12 protein-coding genes and 3 rRNA genes are annotated in these 17,990 nt (G+C 68.5%); 12 read left to right on the forward strand and 3 right to left on the reverse strand.

Features of this window, described 5'->3' with window-relative positions; genetic code table 11:
* Positions 1 to 3: 3 nt before the first annotated feature.
* Positions 4 to 1,188: a serpin family protein gene (locus OG422_RS26565; RefSeq protein ID WP_405746392.1), complete on the forward strand. Its 1,185-nt coding sequence runs from the start codon at positions 4 to 6 to the stop codon at positions 1,186 to 1,188.
* Positions 1,189 to 1,209: 21 nt separating this feature from the next.
* Here the strand turns inward: OG422_RS26565 and OG422_RS26570 are convergent, their stop codons facing one another.
* Positions 1,210 to 2,016: a tyrosine-protein phosphatase gene (locus OG422_RS26570; RefSeq protein WP_405746395.1), complete on the reverse strand. Its 807-nt coding sequence runs from the start codon at positions 2,014 to 2,016 to the stop codon at positions 1,210 to 1,212.
* 274 nt (positions 2,017 to 2,290) lie between these two features.
* On the opposite strand from OG422_RS26570, the gene OG422_RS26575 reads away from it, so the two are divergent.
* Positions 2,291 to 3,091 carry an SGNH/GDSL hydrolase family protein gene (locus tag OG422_RS26575; protein ID WP_405746398.1) on the forward strand — a complete coding sequence of 267 codons (801 nt, stop codon included), beginning with the start codon at positions 2,291 to 2,293 and terminating at the stop codon, positions 3,089 to 3,091.
* 75 nt (positions 3,092 to 3,166) lie between these two features.
* Here the strand turns inward: OG422_RS26575 and OG422_RS26580 are convergent, their stop codons facing one another.
* On the reverse strand, positions 3,167 to 3,619 hold the full coding sequence (locus OG422_RS26580) for an ATP-binding protein (protein ID WP_405746400.1): 453 nt from the start codon (positions 3,617 to 3,619) through the stop codon (positions 3,167 to 3,169).
* A gap of 135 nt (positions 3,620 to 3,754) precedes the next feature.
* Here OG422_RS26580 and OG422_RS26585 point away from each other — a divergent pair, with 135 nt between their 5' ends.
* From OG422_RS26585 to OG422_RS26595, 3 genes are read left to right on the forward strand one after another with little or no spacing between them, the layout of a single operon-like run.
* On the forward strand, positions 3,755 to 4,624 hold the full coding sequence (locus OG422_RS26585) for a helix-turn-helix domain-containing protein (protein WP_405746402.1): 870 nt from the start codon (positions 3,755 to 3,757) through the stop codon (positions 4,622 to 4,624).
* A 3-nt stretch (positions 4,625 to 4,627) separates the two neighbouring features.
* Positions 4,628 to 4,906 carry a DUF397 domain-containing protein gene (locus OG422_RS26590; RefSeq protein WP_030287833.1) on the forward strand — a complete coding sequence of 93 codons (279 nt, stop codon included), beginning with the start codon at positions 4,628 to 4,630 and terminating at the stop codon, positions 4,904 to 4,906.
* Positions 4,903 to 5,790, forward strand: a complete 888-nt coding sequence (locus OG422_RS26595; protein ID WP_185993864.1) for an SAM-dependent methyltransferase — start codon at positions 4,903 to 4,905, stop codon at positions 5,788 to 5,790. Before OG422_RS26590 ends, OG422_RS26595 begins: the two co-directional genes overlap by 4 nt.
* Before the next feature lie 31 nt (positions 5,791 to 5,821).
* On the opposite strand, the gene OG422_RS26600 is transcribed toward OG422_RS26595, so the two are convergent.
* Positions 5,822 to 6,772, reverse strand: coding sequence for a carbohydrate kinase family protein (locus OG422_RS26600; protein WP_405746407.1), 951 nt, complete (start codon positions 6,770 to 6,772; stop codon positions 5,822 to 5,824).
* Between the two features lie 316 nt (positions 6,773 to 7,088).
* On the opposite strand from OG422_RS26600, the gene OG422_RS26605 reads away from it, so the two are divergent.
* From OG422_RS26605 to OG422_RS26635, 7 genes are all read left to right on the forward strand, one after another.
* The gene (locus tag OG422_RS26605; RefSeq protein WP_405746410.1) at positions 7,089 to 8,483 is read left to right on the forward strand and encodes an NAD(P)/FAD-dependent oxidoreductase; all 1,395 of its coding nucleotides are present in this window, start codon (positions 7,089 to 7,091) and stop codon (positions 8,481 to 8,483) included.
* A gap of 160 nt (positions 8,484 to 8,643) precedes the next feature.
* On the forward strand, positions 8,644 to 9,528 hold the full coding sequence (locus tag OG422_RS26610) for a GNAT family N-acetyltransferase (RefSeq protein WP_405746413.1): 885 nt from the start codon (positions 8,644 to 8,646) through the stop codon (positions 9,526 to 9,528).
* A gap of 430 nt (positions 9,529 to 9,958) precedes the next feature.
* Complete coding sequence (locus tag OG422_RS26615) at positions 9,959 to 11,191, forward strand: MBL fold metallo-hydrolase (RefSeq protein WP_405746416.1); 1,233 nt, start codon at positions 9,959 to 9,961, stop codon at positions 11,189 to 11,191.
* Between the two features lie 795 nt (positions 11,192 to 11,986).
* A 16S ribosomal RNA gene (locus tag OG422_RS26620) occupies positions 11,987 to 13,515 on the forward strand.
* A 311-nt stretch (positions 13,516 to 13,826) separates the two neighbouring features.
* Positions 13,827 to 16,947, forward strand: a 23S ribosomal RNA gene (locus OG422_RS26625).
* A 74-nt stretch (positions 16,948 to 17,021) separates the two neighbouring features.
* Positions 17,022 to 17,138: ribosomal RNA gene (gene rrf, locus OG422_RS26630) — 5S ribosomal RNA — on the forward strand.
* The 16S, 23S and 5S rRNA genes sit together here, the layout of an rRNA operon.
* A 378-nt stretch (positions 17,139 to 17,516) precedes the next feature.
* Positions 17,517 to 17,789, forward strand: a complete 273-nt coding sequence (locus OG422_RS26635) for a hypothetical protein (protein WP_405746418.1) — start codon at positions 17,517 to 17,519, stop codon at positions 17,787 to 17,789.
* Positions 17,790 to 17,990: the final 201 nt, after the last annotated feature.

The raw sequence follows: 17,990 nt of genomic DNA on the forward strand, positions 1-17,990 counted from the left end.
AGCATGACGCCGAAGAGCGACGACACCACGGTGCGGGCCGTCAACGCGATGACGGCCCGCTGGGCGCGGGCGGCGGTGGGGGAGCGGGGCACGGTCCTGGCCGCCGCCGGGGTCTGGCCGCTGCTCGCGCTGCTCGCCACCCCGGCCGCGGGCCCGGCCCGCGCGGAGCTGTCCACCGCCCTCGGCACCGCCCCGGAGCACGCGATGGACGAGGCCCGCGCGCTGCTCGCCACGCTGGACGCGATGGACGGTACGGCGGCGGCCGCCGGGGTGTGGGCCGCCCGCTCCGTAGCGCTGCGCCCGGAGTGGCGCGCGCGGCTGCCGGAGGGCGCACTCGGCGAGCTGACCGGCGACGCGGCGGCCGACCGCGCGGCGCTGGACGCCTGGGCGCGGCGCGGCACCGACGGGATGATCGAGCGGCTGCCGGTGGCGGTGGGCCCCGGGACGCTGCTGGTGCTGGCGAGCGCGTTGCTGCTGCGCACCACCTGGGAGACGCCGTTCGCCGAGCGTCCGGTGCGCCCCGCCGAGGGCCCATGGGCGGGGCGGACGCTGACGGAGCTGTACCGCCGTACGGAGGACGACGCGGGGCTGCGGGTGCACACCACCCCGGACGGGCCGCTGACCGACGCGCGGGTCGCGGGCACGGGCGGCCTCGACGTGCATCTGCTGCTCGGCCCGGAGCGGCTGCCGGGCGGTACGGTGCTGGCGCACGGGGTGGCGGCGCTGGGCGGGGCGTATCCGGTGGCGCCCGGGGCGGAAGGGAACGGTCCGGGGCTCGCGCTCTCCTCGGTTCCGTCCCCGCACGGCCGCCCGCTGACCGAGCTGAGCACCGCGCGGTGGACCGTCGACGCCGACCACGATCTGCTGCGGTGGCCCGAGGTGTTCGGGCTCGGCGTCGCGGTCCGGGCGTCGGCGGGGCACTTCCCGGGGATCGCCACGCGGTCGCTCGCGGTGTCCGCGGCGCGGCAGACGGCGACGGCGACGTTCGGGCCGCTCGGCTTCCGGGCGGCGGCGGTCACCGCGATCGGGATGCGCGCGGCGGGGATGGTGCAGCCGCCGCCGCTCCGCTCCCGGCTGGTGACGGCGCGCTTCACGCGGCCGTTCGGCTTTCTGGCGGTGCACCGGGCGAGCGGTCTGGTGCCGGTCGCCGGGTGGGTCACCGACCCCGATCCGTACCCGGCGGTGTGACGGCCGGGTACGGATCGGGGTTCAGCTCTCCAGGAGCCGGTCGCGCAGCCGCTCGCGGACGTCGGGGGTCAGGCCCAGCCCCTCGGTGAGGTAGGTCTCGGTCGAGCCCCAGGTCGCGGCGATCGCGTCGTAGGCGGCTGTGAGGTAGGCGGCGTCGGCGCCGAACAGCGGCGAGAGCAGCTCCATGACCTCGGGGGACATCGCGGCGGGGGAGGTGTCCGAGCGGCGGATCTTGTAGCGCCGGTGCGGGTCGTTCGACTTGAGGTAGTCGGCCTCGATCGCCTCCCGCTCGACGCCGACGGCGAGCAGCGTCACGGCGACCGAGAGTCCGGCGCGGTCCTTACCGGCGGCGCAGTGCAGCAGGGCGGGCATGCTGTCCTCGGCGAGCGAGTGCAGCAGCCGGCTGTGGTCGGCGGTGCGGGTGGTGATGATGTGGCGGTAGCTCCTGGCCATCCGGGCCGTCGCCTTGCCGTCGCCGAGTATGTGCCGCAGCTGGTCCAGTGCGCCGTCGCGGACCATGGTCCAGAATTCCGCGCCGTCGGCCGGGTCGGTCAGCGGGATGTTGACGTTCCGTACGCCGGGGAGCGTCACGTCGGGGCCTTCGAGGGAGATGTCCGTGGCGTTGCGGAAGTCGAAGACCGTGTGGAGGCCGAGGCCCCCGAGAAAGGCCGTGTCGGCGTCGGTCGCATGCGCGAGATGGCCGCTGCGGAACAGCCGTCCCGCTCGTACCCGCCGTCCGTCCATGGTCGGCAACCCGCCCACGTCGCGGAAGTTGCGGACCTCCACGAGGGGGGAATCGGCCGGTGGGACCTGCGGCGTCTGCGTCACGGGCGCTCCTTGGTTCGGCCGCCGGCGCGTTCGCCGGCGAGACGTGGCCGTTCCCGACGATACGACACGGGTGCCGCAGGCAACCATGGTGGGAAGTGACGCTTCCGGCCCGGGAGATGCCCGATGCCGACACGGAGGGGTGCCTTTCGGTGACACTTGACGATCGTTGTGTATTCCAACTTGGAGAGAATTTGACCGGGTGGTATTAATCACCTCCCGTCAACCCCTGGTTACGGTGGCGTAGGTCACTTCTCGCGGTGAAGTATGTCCTGACGTGGGAGACGATTCGAAAAACATCAGCAGCGGCGCCGTGCGCGCCATCGGGTCGTACGCAGCCGTCGGGGACAGCTTCACCGAGGGAGTCGGGGATCCGGGTCGTGACGGGGCGTACATCGGTTGGGCGGACCGCCTCGCGGTTCTCCTCTCGGACCAGCGCGCGGAGGGCGAGTTCCGCTACGCCAACCTCGCGGTCCGCGGCCGGCTCCTGGACCAGATCGTCGAGGAGCAGGTGCCCCGCGCCAAGGAGCTTGCCCCCGAGCTGGTGACCTTCTGTGCGGGCGGCAACGACATCCTGCGGCCCGGCTCCGACCCGGACGACGTCGCCGAGCGGTACGAGGCGGCCGTCGCGGACCTGCGCGAGAGCGTCGGCACGGTCCTGCTCTGCACCGGCTTCGACACCCGCGGCATGCCTGTCCTCAAGCATCTGCGCGGCAAGATCGCGACGTACACCGCGCACGTCCGCGCCATCGCCGACCGGCACGGCTGCCCGGTCCTCGACCTCTGGTCGCTCAAGTCCGTCCAGGACCGGCGCGCCTGGAGCGACGACCGGCTGCATCTGTCCGCCGACGGCCACACCCGGGTCGCGCTCCGCGCCGGTCAGGTGCTCGGCCTCCAGGTCCCGGCCGACCCGGACCAGCCCTGGCCCCCGGAGGCGGAGCGGTCGGCCGCCGACGCGCGCCGCGACAACATCCACTGGGCGCGCGAACACCTGGTGCCCTGGATCGGCCGCCGGTTGCGCGGTGAGTCCTCCGGCGACCACGTCGAGCCGAAGCGCCCGGACCTGCTGCCCCTGTAGGGCAACCACGACGGCCCCGGATTCCCGTCAAGGGATCCGGGGCCGCTGTCGTGTGTGGGGCCGCGCCGCCCGGAATCAGGCGGTGGCGCCGTCGCGCGGGACCTCGGCCCACACCACCCGGCCGCCGCCGCGCTCGGGCCGGGTACCCCAGTTCCGGGAGAGCGCGCCGACCAGGAAGAGGCCGCGGCCGCACTCCTCGTCCACGCTGCCCGACCGCACCCGCGGCGCCGGCGCGCCCGCCCCGCCCTCGTCGGTGACGGCTATCCGTACGAATCCGGCGTGCAGCGACAGCTCGCAGCCGACCCGCTCGCCGGCGGCGTGCCGTACCGCGTTGGTGAACAGCTCGCAGACCACCAACTCCACGTCGTCGCGGACGCCTTGGCCGGTACCCCAGGAGTCCAGCAACGCGGTGACGCGCCGCCGCGCCTCGGGGACGGAGGTGCGGCGCGCCGGCAGATGGAACGCGTCCCGGCGCCCGGCGGCGAGGCCGCAGAGCGCCAACGAGGGGGCGTTGCTGGAGGAAGGCACCACGCAACTATGTGCGATGCCGATGATTGATGGCAAGGATCAGTCTGCAAATTACAGAACCGGATTATGCAGTCTGTTCGCGTAACTGACGGCATGACACACTGCTGCCCGGAAGCAGGCAGAAGGGAATCGGACGTGGTGGAAGCACGGTCGGGCGGGGCGCCGACCGTCCTGCGGGTGGTGCTCGGGAAGCGGTTGCAGGACCTGCGCGAGAAGGCCGGCCTCTCCTTCGAGCAGGCCGCCGCGGCCCTCGATGTCACTCATGCGACGGTACGGCGGATGGAGAAGGCCGAGGTCGGCCTCAAGATCCCGTACGTGGAGAAGCTGCTGGCCACCTACGGCATCGCCGATGCCACCGAGATCGAGGGCTTCGTCTCCCTGGCCCGCGAGGCGAACCGCCCCGGCTGGTGGCACCGCTTCCGCGAGGTGCTGCCCGACTGGTTCAGCGCCTACGTCAGCCTGGAGAGCGAGGCGAACCTCATCCGCGGCTACCAGCCCGCGTACGTCCCCGGGCTGCTGCAGACCGAGGAGTACGCGCGGGCGGTGCTGCGCGCCGGGATGCCGCACGCCTGCAACGACGACATCGACCGCAGCGTCGCGCTGCGCATGGAGCGGCAGTCCCTGCTCACCCGCGAGAACGCGCCGACGCTGTGGGTGGTCATGGACGAAACCGTCCTCCGCCGCCCGATCGGCGACGACCCGCGGGTGATGCGCGACCAGATCGGCCGCCTCGTGGAGGCCACCGCGCTGCCCAACGTCCGGCTGCAGATCATCCCGTTCGCCGCGGGCCCGCACCCCGCGATGTACGGGCCGTTCCACATCTTCCGCTTCCCGATTCCGGAGCTGCCGGACATCGCGTACGCGGAGAGCCTCGTCGGAGCCCAGTACTTCGACCAGCGCAACGACGTCTCGCAGTTCCTGGAGGCCCTCGACCGGATGTGTGCGCAGGCCGCACCGGCACACGCCACCGAGGACATCCTGGGTGGCTTTCGCAAGGAGATCTGAACCATGGATCGCATACGCATCTACAACGGCATGCCCGCCAAGGAACTGGGCACCGATGGCTGGCACAAGCCGTGGAGCGGCGGCAACGGCGGCGAGTGCGTCGAGGCGATGAGACTGGGCGACGGCCGCGTTGCGCTGCGCCAGTCCACCGACCCCGACGGCCCCGCGCTGATCTACACCCACCACGAGATCGTCAGCTTCATCGAGGGCGCCAAGGCCGGTGACGCCGACTTCCTGCTGACCGGCGGGCCGCACCGCCATCCCGAACGGAGGACGGTATGAGCGACGCGGAGATCGCCCGGGGGCCGCTGCGTCCGCCGCTGCCCGACGGCACCGCCCACGGCGGCTTCCGCCCCGAGGAGATCGACACCGGCACCCCGCACCCGGCCCGGATGTACGACTACTACCTCGGCGGCCGCGACAACTACGAGGTCGACCGGATCGCCGCGGACCGCGTCATCGAGGTCCACCCGCAGGTCAGGCTCAGCGCCCGCGCCAACCGCGCGTTCCTCGGGCGCGCGGTCCGCACCCTCGTCGACGGCGGCATCCGCCAGCTCATCGACCTCGGCACCGGCATCCCCACCTCGCCCTACACCCATGAGGTGGCCCGCGCGAGCGCCCCGGACACCCGGGTCGTCCACGTCGACAACGACCCGATCGTCGCCACCCACGCCGGAGCGCGCCTCACCGACGCCGACCGCACCGGCTTCGTCCTCGGCGACGTCCGCGACGTACGGTCGGTCCTGGCACACCCGACCGTGCGGCGGCTCATCGACTTCGACCGGCCGGTGGCCGTCCTGCTCCTCGCGGTGCTGCACTTCGTCCGGGAGGACGAGGACCCGGCGGGCATCGTCACCGCCCTCGCCGACGCCCTGCCCTCCGGCAGCCACCTCGTCCTCTCGCACGCCACCGAGGAGCCGTACGAGGAGTTCCCCGGCGGACGCGTCGATGTGACCGCCCGCGACGGCGTCGTCAACGTCTACAAGAACGCCACCGCCACCCTCAACCTCCGCTCCAAGGCCCGGATCACCGAGCTGTTCGGGCCGTTCACGCTGCTGGAGCCCGGTGTCGTCCGCGTCCCGCTGTGGCGCCCGGACGGCGAGATCCCCGGCGCCGAGGAGCTGAACAACACGATCTTCTACGGGGCGATGGGCCGGAAGGACTGACCGCGCGGGCGGCGGCCGACGCGCCCCGCGCTCAGGCCGGAACGGTGTCCGCCGCCCCGGCCTCCGGCTCCCCGTCGGCCGCCGCCAGCGCCTCCGCGTCCAGGGGCGCGCTGTGCGTCCCGTGCGCGACGCAGGCGTGCGCGCCCGCGAGCGCGCCCCGGCGCGCGCACTCCCCGAACTCCAGCCCGGCGAGGTGCCCGTGGAGGAACCCGCTGGTGAACGCGTCTCCGGCGCCGTTGCTGTCCACCACCGGGCCGGGCGGCACGGCCGTCGGGATGTGGCGCGGGGTGCGGTCCTCCGGGGTGAGCAGGTACGCGCCCCCGGCGCCCGCGGTCGCGATCACCGCGGACGCCCGGCCCTCCCGCAGGATCTCCCGCATCACCGACCCGATCCGCTCACCCGCCCCGGCAGTGCTCAGGAACACCAGATCGGAGCGGAACGCGAACTCCTTGTGGTGGCAGGTGAGTCCGTCCCAGTCGTGCAGATCCGTGGAGACCGGCAGCCCCAGCGCGGCGATGTCGTCGTACAGGAACCGCGCGAAGTGGGTGATCGACAGATGGACGTGCCGGGCACGGCGCAGTGCGGGGAGGTAGTGCTCGGGCGGCATCCGCAGGTCGAGCGGGTCGCGGGCGTCGTGGAGGGAGGTGCGGCGGCCGTCCGGGGCGACGAGGTTCACCGCACGGCGGGTGCCGTGCGGGGAGATCAGTGGCCGGAAGTCGACGCCGCTGCCGGCCAGCCGCTCCCGGACCAGCGCACCTTGCGGGTCGTCACCGAGGAAGTCGACGAATCCGGTGCGCAGTCCGAGCGCGGCGCAGCCCAGAGCGACGCCGGTACCGGTGTGGCCCGCGTACTCCCGGATGGGGGCCACCGGGAGGGAATCGGCCGCGGGGACCGGCAGGGTGGGGACCCGCACGACGGTGTCCACCCCCGATCCGCCGACGACCAGGACGTCATAGGGCTCGGTTCCCGGCTGATGTGTCACAGGCGTCCTTGCATCACTGGCTGGTGGCGGCGGTCTGCGGACAGGCCGCGTCCGCAGGCCGGATTCTAGCCCCAAGATGTTGCAAAACGGGGCGTCAGGTACAGATGTGAGGGGCGGCGGTGGGGGTGGGAAGAGGTGTGCGACGGCGTGGCGGGCGGCCCGCGCTCCCGGGGACGCCGGGGCCGGACGGGGATGTCGGCCGGGCGCGCCGCGAGGGCGTTGACAAGGTGCGGCGCGCGCTGAAGTCTGGGCGCCGGAGCCGTAGTTGATCACTTGTGGCGGGCGGCCGACCGGCGGCCGACCGAGGGGAGCGGGTATGGAAGAGCAGCACACCGGCGGCGCGCGGGACGCGATCGTGATCGGCGGAGGGCTGGCCGGAATGCTCGCCGCCACCGCCCTGTTGGGCCACGCCGACACCGTCACGGTCATCGAACGCGACCGCTACCCCGAGAACCGCGGCTTCCGCAAGGGCGTTCCCCAGGCACGGCACCTCCACATCCTGATCACCGGCGGCCAACGCGCCCTGGAGGCCCTGCTGCCCGGCAGCTGCGCCGCGCTCACCGAGGCGGGCGCCCACCGCCTCGACCTGCCACGCGACCTCCTCACCCGCACCCCCACCGGCTGGCCCCGCCGGTTCGACGAACGCCGCCACCACATGCTCAGCGTGACCCGCCCGGTGCTCGACGCCGTCGTCACCGAGCGGGCGCGGGCCGCGTTCGCGGACTCCGCGACCCGCGTGGCGGTGCGGGAGGCCACCGAAGTCGTCGGGCTGACCGGCGACGCGGACCGGGTCACCGGTGTCCGGATCCGCCCGCGCGACGGCGGCGTGCCGCACACCCTCACCGCCGGACTCGTCGTGGACGCCTCCGGACGCAGCTCCCGCGCGCCCCGCTGGTACGCCGAACTGGGCCTGACCGCCCCGCAGGAGGAGATCGTCGACACCGGTCTCGGCTACGCCACCCGGCAGTACCGTCCCGGCCCCGGGCGCGCCCCGGACACCGGCGTCAACGTGCCCAACTGGCCGGGCTCCCCGCGCGGCGGCTGCTACCTCCCCGTCGAGGACGGCGTCTGGATGCTGACCCTCGCCGGGATGCGCGGCGACCATCCGCCCACGGAACCGGAAGGGTTCCTTGCCTACAGCGCCACCGTCGGCGACCCGTACCTCCATTCCCTGGTCTCCGGCGCCGAACCGCTCACCCCCGTCCACGGCTTCCACGACACCCGCAACCGCCGTCGCCGCTACGAGCGTTCCGGCGCCTCGCCGCGGGGCTTCCTCGTCCTCGGGGACGCGCACTGCACCTTCAACCCCGTCTACGGGCAGGGCATGTCGGTCGCCGCCCTGGGCGCCCGCGCTCTGCGCGACACCCTGGAGCGCACCGGCGGTCTGCTGCCGGACACCGCTACCACGGTGCAGCGGGAGGTCGCCGCCGTCACCGATCCGGCATGGGTCGCCGCGGTCGGCGCCGACCTGCCCTACCTCCGCGACGCCGAGGAGAAGCGGTCGGCCGGGGAGCGGCTGACGTCCTGGTACCTCGACCGGCTGGCGGCCCGCGCGGCCGTCGACCCGGTCGTGGGCGCCGCCTTCCGCGACGTCTTCTGCCTCACCGCTCCGCTGCCCCGCCTCTTCAGCCCCCGGATAGCCGCCCGCACCGTCCTGCTGCCCCGCCGCCCCGCGTTGACCGCCCCGCCGACGGTGGCCGAGGTGGTCTGAAACCCGGAGGCCCGGCGGGGCGCGGACCGCGGGCGTACGGGGGCGGGGTTCGGGGCGCGCGCCATGGTCCGGCGCATGGGGCTCGTACGCGACGGCGCGGGCCCGGCGGACACCCCGGAAAATCCGGTGCGTCCCGGGCGGCCCCACAGGAGACCGGGGCATGACCTGGACCACGACAGCGGATCCCGACGCCTTCGACGCGGCCGCCGGAGCCTTCCTGCGGGCCCGGCCCGTGGCACACACCATGCTCCTCTCCGTCGCCGCGACCGTCCGCGCGACCGGCGCCGACGCGTACGGCGACCACCCACCCCGGTACGGCTGGTGGCGGGAGACGGCGGAGGTGGGCGCCGCCTACCTCTGGACGCCGCCGCGCCCGGTGCTGCTCTCCGCGACGCCCGAACGGGCCGCGAGCGCCCTGGCCGACACCCTGACCGAGGAGGCACACCACGTCCCGGGCGTCGGCGGTGACCTCGCGGCCGTCGACGCCTTCGCCGCCACCTGGCTGCGCCACCACGGCGGCACCGCCCGCACCGGCGAACGCAACCGCCTCCACCGCCTCGGCATGCTCAGGCCCCCGCGCCCCGGCCCCCCGGGCGCGGCCCGCCCGGCCACCACCGCCGACCGCGCCCTGGTCCTGGAGTGGTTCGCGGACTTCGCCACCGACGCCGGAACCGTCCCGCCGTGCGACGCCCGTACGGTCGACGACCGGATCGCGCACGGCCGGGTGCTGCTCTGGGAGGACGGCGGACGGCCCGTGGAGATGGCCGCCCACACCGGCGCGGAGGACGGCATCACCTGCGTCGCCCCCGTCCACACCCCGCCCGAACTGCGCGGACGCGGTTACGCCGGGGCCGTGACGGCGGCCTTGTCCCAAGCGGCCCGCGACGCCGGTGCCAGAGAGGTCCTGCTCTTCACCGACCTCGCCAACCCGACCGCGAACGCGCTGTACCGACGGTTGGGGTACGCACCGGTGACGGATCGGGTGGTGGTGGAGTTCAGTGGGACGGACCTGGCTGGGGTCGGGGACGGCCAGGGGCGGGAGTGAGCCGGGGCCCGGGGCGGAAGCAGGGCCTGGGCTGAGTGGTGTTCAGGAGGCGGGCCTCCGGGAGGGGGCGGCCTCGTAAGGCAACGGGCCGTCGTCCGCCCGGCAGGCCGGGCTCGGCCGGGCGGAAGCCTCGGCCTGAGCCGAAGCGCAGGCCGAGTGGGGTCCAGGGCAGGGCCGGAGCCGAGGCTGATCGGGGCCCGAGCCTGAGCTGGAGCGGCCCGTGCGCACCCACCCGGCTCCGCCCGCCCAAGGGGCGCGACCGCGCTGTTCCTGGCCGCCGCCCGCCCACCCCGCAGGTCGCGCCGCCCCTGGCGCGGAGAGAGGCTGTGGAAGTGCCCGGCCGCCGCGGCTCCCCGGGTGGGCCGGGGGTCGGAACCTGTGGTCCGCCCGGTCCGTTCAACGTGGCGACCGCCCCGACATTGGAGGTTCCGTGACCGGTCCCCGCCCCCGCCGCACGCCGTGGCGTGCGCTGCGCCCCGCGAGCTTCGGCGCCGCGCCCACCGGCGAGCGGCTGGCCAGGATGCGCCGGTCGCCGCAGTTCGTTGACGGCCAGTTCCGCAACCCGACACAGACCCGTCAGCTGCTGAACGGCTCCGTGCTGCCGATGGCCCGTACGCAGCTGAACCGCGAGGGACGGCTGCGCCGCACGCCCGTCGGCCCGATACCGATGCACCGCCCGGCCCCGGGGGAGACCGCCGGGCTGCCGCGGACCGGGCTGCGCATCACTTGGATGGGGCATTCCAGCGTGCTCGCCGAGATCGACGGCCATCGCGTGCTCTTCGACCCGGTGTGGGGCGAGCGCTGTTCGCCGTTCGCCTGGGCCGGACCCAAGAGGCTGCACCCGGCCCCCGTAGAGCTGGCCGCGCTGGAGCCCGTCGACGCCGTGGTGATCTCCCACGACCACTACGACCACCTCGACATGGCGACGATCCAGGCCCTGACCGCCACCGGAGCCGCCTTCGTGGTGCCCCTGGGCATCGGCGCCGACCTGGAGTTCTGGGGCGTACCGCCGTCCCGCGTCACGGAGCTGGACTGGCACGAGTCCACCCGCGTCGGCGAGCTGACCCTCACCGCCACCCCCGCCCAGCACTTCTGCGGCCGGGGCCTGCGCGGCCCCCAGCACACCCTGTGGGCCTCCTGGGCCGTCGTCGGACCCGAGCACCGCATCCACCACAGCGGCGACACCGGCTATTTCCCCGGCTTCGCCGAGATCGGCGAACGCCACGGCCCGTTCGACCTGACCATGATCCAGATCGGTGCGTACAGCGAGTTCTGGCCCAAGAACCACACGGACCATCTGCCGCTGCCCGGTGCGTGGCCGGACATTCACATGACGCCCGCTCAGGGGGTTCAAGCACACCTTGACCTGCAGGGAGGTGGTCCGGCTGGGGTGCTGCTGCCGATCCACTGGGGCACCTTCAACCTCGCCCTGCACCCGTGGGCGGAGCCGGCGGAGTGGACGAAGGACGCAGCCGAGGAGGTCGGCCAGGCGGTGGCGTTCCCGTGTCCTGGTGAGTCGTTCGAGCCTGCGGGGAGGCTGCCTGAGGAGCCGTGGTGGCGGGCTGTGTCCTATCCGATTGCGCATCCCTGGTGCCGCCCCCGGAGTGCCGAGGCTGAGGTGGAGACGCGCAGCGGCGATCTCGATGTCGCGGGCGAGCGGTGATGTGGATCGGGGACGACCTCGCCGAGGTTGTGCGCATGCTGGAGCGTCTCCCGCCCGAATGTGCCCCCACGTCGTGCCGCACCCGTAGGGTCGTGTAGGTTATTCGGGTTGCCACGGAGTCGACAGGCCCCACGGCAGCTATCCCGCCGCTTCAGCGGCACACCACTACCGCACGACTCCTCACCGGGACGAATTTCGGCATGCCCGAATTTCACACCGCGACGTGATTATGCGTCACCGAGGAATTCCGCTAAAGTAGTGACCACGCCAAGGCGCCGCAAACGAAAGTAAGCGGACCGAGGCAAACCCCTCCGACGGGTAATCGGAAACGAATTCGGACCGGAAACGGCAGCGAATCGGATCTGATAGAGTCGGAAAGGCCGGAAAGCGAAAGCAAGAAGGCCAACCCCGCTCCGACAGGGGGCCGGAAACGCCCAGCGGATCTGGTAAGGTGGGAACCGTGGAAAAGCCGAAAGGCCGGACCGCACCGGCGAAAATCAGGGCCGAAAGGATCTGATAGAGTCGGAAACGCAAGACCGAAGGGAAGCGCCCGGAGAGCCTGGTGAAACAGGCACAAAGGAAGCGTCCGTTCCTTGAGAACTCAACAGCGTGCCAAAAGTCAACGCCAAATATGTTGATACCCCGTCTCCAGCATCACGCTGGGACGAGGTTCCTTTGAAAGCCCACCGCACCCACTGGGTGACGGTGGCACACACAGCGAGGACGCTGTGAACGAGCGACCTATTCCGTTGCTCGTTCCGCTCCCGTGTGTGTAACCCGGATGACCGGGAAACATTCACGGAGAGTTTGATCCTGGCTCAGGACGAACGCTGGCGGCGTGCTTAACACATGCAAGTCGAACGATGAAACCGCTTCGGTGGTGGATTAGTGGCGAACGGGTGAGTAACACGTGGGCAATCTGCCCTTCACTCCGGGACAAGCCCTGGAAACGGGGTCTAATACCGGATACGACCACTTGAGGCATCTCATGGTGGTGGAAAGCTCCGGCGGTGAAGGATGAGCCCGCGGCCTATCAGCTAGTTGGTGGGGTAATGGCCTACCAAGGCGACGACGGGTAGCCGGCCTGAGAGGGCGACCGGCCACACTGGGACTGAGACACGGCCCAGACTCCTACGGGAGGCAGCAGTGGGGAATATTGCACAATGGGCGAAAGCCTGATGCAGCGACGCCGCGTGAGGGATGACGGCCTTCGGGTTGTAAACCTCTTTCAGCAGGGAAGAAGCGAAAGTGACGGTACCTGCAGAAGAAGCGCCGGCTAACTACGTGCCAGCAGCCGCGGTAATACGTAGGGCGCAAGCGTTGTCCGGAATTATTGGGCGTAAAGAGCTCGTAGGCGGCTTGTCACGTCGGATGTGAAAGCCCGGGGCTTAACCCCGGGTCTGCATTCGATACGGGCAGGCTAGAGTTCGGTAGGGGAGATCGGAATTCCTGGTGTAGCGGTGAAATGCGCAGATATCAGGAGGAACACCGGTGGCGAAGGCGGATCTCTGGGCCGATACTGACGCTGAGGAGCGAAAGCGTGGGGAGCGAACAGGATTAGATACCCTGGTAGTCCACGCCGTAAACGTTGGGAACTAGGTGTGGGCGACATTCCACGTCGTCCGCGCCGCAGCTAACGCATTAAGTTCCCCGCCTGGGGAGTACGGCCGCAAGGCTAAAACTCAAAGGAATTGACGGGGGCCCGCACAAGCAGCGGAGCATGTGGCTTAATTCGACGCAACGCGAAGAACCTTACCAAGGCTTGACATACACCGGAAAGCACTGGAGACAGTGCCCCCCTTGTGGTCGGTGTACAGGTGGTGCATGGCTGTCGTCAGCTCGTGTCGTGAGATGTTGGGTTAAGTCCCGCAACGAGCGCAACCCTTGTTCTGTGTTGCCAGCATGCCCTTCGGGGTGATGGGGACTCACAGGAGACTGCCGGGGTCAACTCGGAGGAAGGTGGGGACGACGTCAAGTCATCATGCCCCTTATGTCTTGGGCTGCACACGTGCTACAATGGCCGGTACAATGAGCTGCGATACCGCGAGGTGGAGCGAATCTCAAAAAGCCGGTCTCAGTTCGGATTGGGGTCTGCAACTCGACCCCATGAAGTCGGAGTTGCTAGTAATCGCAGATCAGCATTGCTGCGGTGAATACGTTCCCGGGCCTTGTACACACCGCCCGTCACGTCACGAAAGTCGGTAACACCCGAAGCCGGTGGCCCAACCCCTTGTGGGAGGGAATCGTCGAAGGTGGGACTGGCGATTGGGACGAAGTCGTAACAAGGTAGCCGTACCGGAAGGTGCGGCTGGATCACCTCCTTTCTAAGGAGCACTTCTTACCGAGTCCTTCGGGGCGAGGTCAGAGGCCAGTACATCAGCGAATGTCTGATGCTGGTTGCTCATGGGTGGAACGTTGACTACTCGGCACACTCGGTCGTATGGCCACTAGTACTGCTTCGGCGTGGAACGTGGATCGTGGGCTGGATGTGTTGGGCACGCTGTTGGGTATCTGAGGGTACGGGCTTTCGAGTCTGAACCTTCGCGATGCCGGCCCCAGTGAACTCAGCCTTCGGGTTGGGGTGGTGGGTGGCTGGTCGTTGCTTGAGAACTGCACAGTGGACGCGAGCATCTGTGGCCAAGTTTTTAAGGGCGCACGGTGGATGCCTTGGCACCAGGAACCGATGAAGGACGTGGGAGGCCACGATAGGCCCCGGGGAGCTGTCAACCAAGCTTTGATCCGGGGGTGTCCGAATGGGGAAACCCGGCAGTCGTCATGGGCTGTCACCCGCTGCTGAACACATAGGCAGTGTGGAGGGAACGCGGGGAAGTGAAACATCTCAGTACCCGCAGGAAGAGAAAACAACCGTGATTCCGGGAGTAGTGGCGAGCGAAACTGGATGAGGCCAAACCGTATGTGTGTGATACCCGGCAGGGGTTGCGCATGCGGGGTTGTGGGATCTCTCTTTTGCAGTCTGCCGGCTGTGAGACGAGTCAGAAACCGTTGATGTAGGCGAAGGACATGCGAAAGGTCCGGCGTAGAGGGTAAGACCCCCGTAGCTGAAACATTAACGGCTCGTTTGAGAGACACCCAAGTAGCACGGGGCCCGAGAAATCCCGTGTGAATCTGGCGGGACCACCCGTTAAGCCTAAATATTCCCTGGTGACCGATAGCGGATAGTACCGTGAGGGAATGGTGAAAAGTACCGCGGGAGCGGAGTGAAATAGTACCTGAAACCGTGTGCCTACAAGCCGTGGGAGCGTCGCTGTCGTCTTTGGACGGCAGTCGTGACTGCGTGCCTTTTGAAGAATGAGCCTGCGAGTTTGCGGTATGTTGCGAGGTTAACCCGTGTGGGGGAGCCGTAGCGAAAGCGAGTCCGAATAGGGCGTTCAGTAGCATGCTCAAGACCCGAAGCGGAGTGATCTAGCCATGGGCAGGTTGAAGCGGAGGTAAGACTTCGTGGAGGACCGAACCCACCAGGGTTGAAAACCTGGGGGATGACCTGTGGTTAGGGGTGAAAGGCCAATCAAACTCCGTGATAGCTGGTTCTCCCCGAAATGCATTTAGGTGCAGCGTCGTGTGTTTCTTGCCGGAGGTAGAGCACTGGATAGGCGATGGGCCCTACCGGGTTACTGACCTTAGCCAAACTCCGAATGCCGGTAAGTGAGAGCGCGGCAGTGAGACTGTGGGGGATAAGCTCCATGGTCGAGAGGGAAACAGCCCAGAGCATCGACTAAGGCCCCTAAGCGTGTGCTAAGTGGGAAAGGATGTGGAGTCGCAGAGACAACCAGGAGGTTGGCTTAGAAGCAGCCATCCTTGAAAGAGTGCGTAATAGCTCACTGGTCAAGTGATTCCGCGCCGACAATGTAGCGGGGCTCAAGCACACCGCCGAAGTCATGTCATTGCCATGGGAGCCCTAACGGGTGTGGTGATGGGTAGGGGAGCGTCGTGTGCCGGGTGAAGCAGCCGTGGAAACGAGTTGTGGACGGTTCACGAGTGAGAATGCAGGCATGAGTAGCGATACACACGTGGGAAACGTGTGCGCCGATTGACTAAGGGTTCCTGGGTCAAGCTGATCTGCCCAGGGTAAGTCGGGACCTAAGGCGAGGCCGACAGGCGTAGTCGATGGACAACCGGTTGATATTCCGGTACCCGTTGTGAAGCGTCAAACATCGAGCCCTCTGATGCTAAGGCCGTGAAGCCGCCCTGATCTCTTCGGAGTTGAGGGGAGTGGTGGAGCCGCTGATCCAAGGTGGTAGTAGGTGAGTGATGGGGTGACGCAGGAAGGTAGTCCAGCCCGGGCGGTGGTTGTCCCGGGGTAAGGGTGTAGGACGCACGGTAGGTAAATCCGTCGTGCATATAGTCTGAGACCTGATGCCGAGCCGATTGTGGCGAAGTGGATGATCCTATGCTGTCGAGAAAAGCCTCTAGCGAGTTTCATGGCGGCCCGTACCCTAAACCGACTCAGGTGGTCAGGTAGAGAATACCGAGGCGTTCGGGTGAACTATGGTTAAGGAACTCGGCAAAATGCCCCCGTAACTTCGGGAGAAGGGGGGCCATTGCTGGTGATCCGATTTACTCGGTGAGCTGGTGGTGGCCGCAGAGACCAGCGAGAAGCGACTGTTTACTAAAAACACAGGTCCGTGCGAAGCCGTAAGGCGATGTATACGGACTGACGCCTGCCCGGTGCTGGAACGTTAAGGGGACCGGTTAGTCATGATTCGTCATGGCGAAGCTGAGAACTTAAGCGCCAGTAAACGGCGGTGGTAACTATAACCATCCTAAGGTAGCGAAATTCCTTGTCGGGTAAGTTCCGACCTGCACGAATGGCGTAACGACTTCTCGACTGTCTCAACCATAGGCCCGGTGAAATTGCACTACGAGTAAAGATGCTCGTTTCGCGCAGCAGGACGGAAAGACCCCGGGACCTTTACTATAGCTTGATATTGGTGTTCGGTTCGGCTTGTGTAGGATAGGTGGGAGACTGTGAAGCGATCACGCCAGTGGTTGTGGAGTCGTTGTTGAAATACCACTCTGGTCGTGCTGGATGTCTAACCTGGGTCCGTGATCCGGATCAGGGACAGTGTCTGGTGGGTAGTTTAACTGGGGCGGTTGCCTCCTAAAGAGTAACGGAGGCGCCCAAAGGTTCCCTCAGCCTGGTTGGCAATCAGGTGTTGAGTGTAAGTGCACAAGGGAGCTTGACTGTGAGACTGACGGGTCGAGCAGGTACGAAAGTAGGGACTAGTGATCCGGCGGTGGCTTGTGGAAGCGCCGTCGCTCAACGGATAAAAGGTACCCCGGGGATAACAGGCTGATCTTCCCCAAGAGTCCATATCGACGGGATGGTTTGGCACCTCGATGTCGGCTCGTCGCATCCTGGGGCTGGAGTCGGTCCCAAGGGTTGGGCTGTTCGCCCATTAAAGCGGTACGCGAGCTGGGTTTAGAACGTCGTGAGACAGTTCGGTCCCTATCCGCTGTGCGCGTAGGAGTATTGAGAAGGGCTGTCCCTAGTACGAGAGGACCGGGACGGACGAACCTCTGGTGTGCCAGTTGTCCTGCCAAGGGCATGGCTGGTTGGCTACGTTCGGAAAGGATAACCGCTGAAAGCATCTAAGCGGGAAGCCTGCTTCGAGATGAGTACTCCCACCTCCTTGAGAGGTTAAGGCTCCCAGTAGACGACTGGGTTGATAGGCCAGATATGGAAGCCGGGCAACCGGTGGAGTTGACTGGTACTAATAGGCCGAGGGCTTGTCCTCAGTTGCTCGCGTCCACTGTGTAGGTTCTGAAGTAACGACCTGTGTTGATGCCGGGTTGGTCAACTTCATAGTGTTTCGGTGGTCATTGCGTTAGGGAAACGCCCGGTTACATTCCGAACCCGGAAGCTAAGCCTTTCAGCGCCGATGGTACTGCAGAGGGGACTCTGTGGGAGAGTAGGACGCCGCCGAACAATTTTTGAGCTCCGGTTCCCGGAAACCAGTTAGTGGTTTCCGGGAACCGGAGCATTTTTGCGTTCAGGTGGCGCGTGCCAACTACGAGTTGGTGGAGTACGAGGAGGCCGAGCGGGAGCTGGCCCGCGCGCTGCCGCTGGCGGACGCGGTCGCTGACAGCCGGGTGCGTGGCGTGATCCTGGAGAGCCAGGGGCTGGTGGCGCTCGCCCGCGGCTGCTGGGAGGACGCGCTCGGCCTGCTCCGCGAGGCGCTGGCGGCCAACGCCGACGACCCGCACGGCACCGTCGTCCAGCGCTACAACATCGCCCAGGCGCACCTTGCGGGGGAGCGGTGGGAGCAGGCCCTCGAACGTGCTCGTGCGGGCCTGGGAGACCGTCGTGGCCACCGACGACGCCCTGAAGCCGCCCGGTCTCGCGCTCGTGCGTTCCCGGGCCCACGAAGGGCTCGGGCGTCTCGACCGGGCGGTGGACGACGCGGTGCCCGCCGCCGAAACGGCCCTGGAAGCGGGGCGCACCGCCAAGCCGAACGGCGTGCTGGAACGGCTCGCCGTCCTCGCCGAGCGGACCGGTGACACCCGGCTGCGGACCGCCTGCCGTGACCAGTTGGCGCGGCTGCACCGCGGGACGGACGTCCGCCCGCCGACCAGTTGACCCGCCGCCACCGCCCAACGTCTGGGCCCGGCACAGACACGCGGGCGTCCTCGCGCACCTCGAACCGGCGATGGCCGCCGGGCTCCTCGTCATCCCGCCGCAGGAGGGCTGGCGCGCGACCATCGTCGCCAGCGATCCGGTCGTCGGGGACCACGGCAGCACCTCCCTGTACTCCGCGGCCGCGGAACGCGCCGTCCTCCT

It is taken from the genome of Streptomyces sp. NBC_01525 (assembly GCF_045040405.1).
GTDB lineage: Bacteria > Actinomycetota > Actinomycetes > Streptomycetales > Streptomycetaceae > Streptomyces > Streptomyces benahoarensis.

Excerpts from the sequence above, each read along its gene's own strand:
- OG422_RS26595 (WP_185993864.1), top strand. The coding sequence starts at position 4,903 with ATGAGCGACGCGGAGATCGCCCGGGGGCCGCTGCGTCCGCCGCTGCCC.
- OG422_RS26590 (WP_030287833.1), top strand. The coding sequence starts at position 4,628 with ATGGATCGCATACGCATCTACAACGGCATGCCCGCCAAGGAACTGGGC.
- OG422_RS26605 (WP_405746410.1), top strand. The coding sequence starts at position 7,089 with ATGGAAGAGCAGCACACCGGCGGCGCGCGGGACGCGATCGTGATCGGC.
- OG422_RS26610 (WP_405746413.1), top strand. The coding sequence starts at position 8,644 with ATGACCTGGACCACGACAGCGGATCCCGACGCCTTCGACGCGGCCGCC.
- OG422_RS26565 (WP_405746392.1), top strand. The coding sequence starts at position 4 with ATGACGCCGAAGAGCGACGACACCACGGTGCGGGCCGTCAACGCGATG.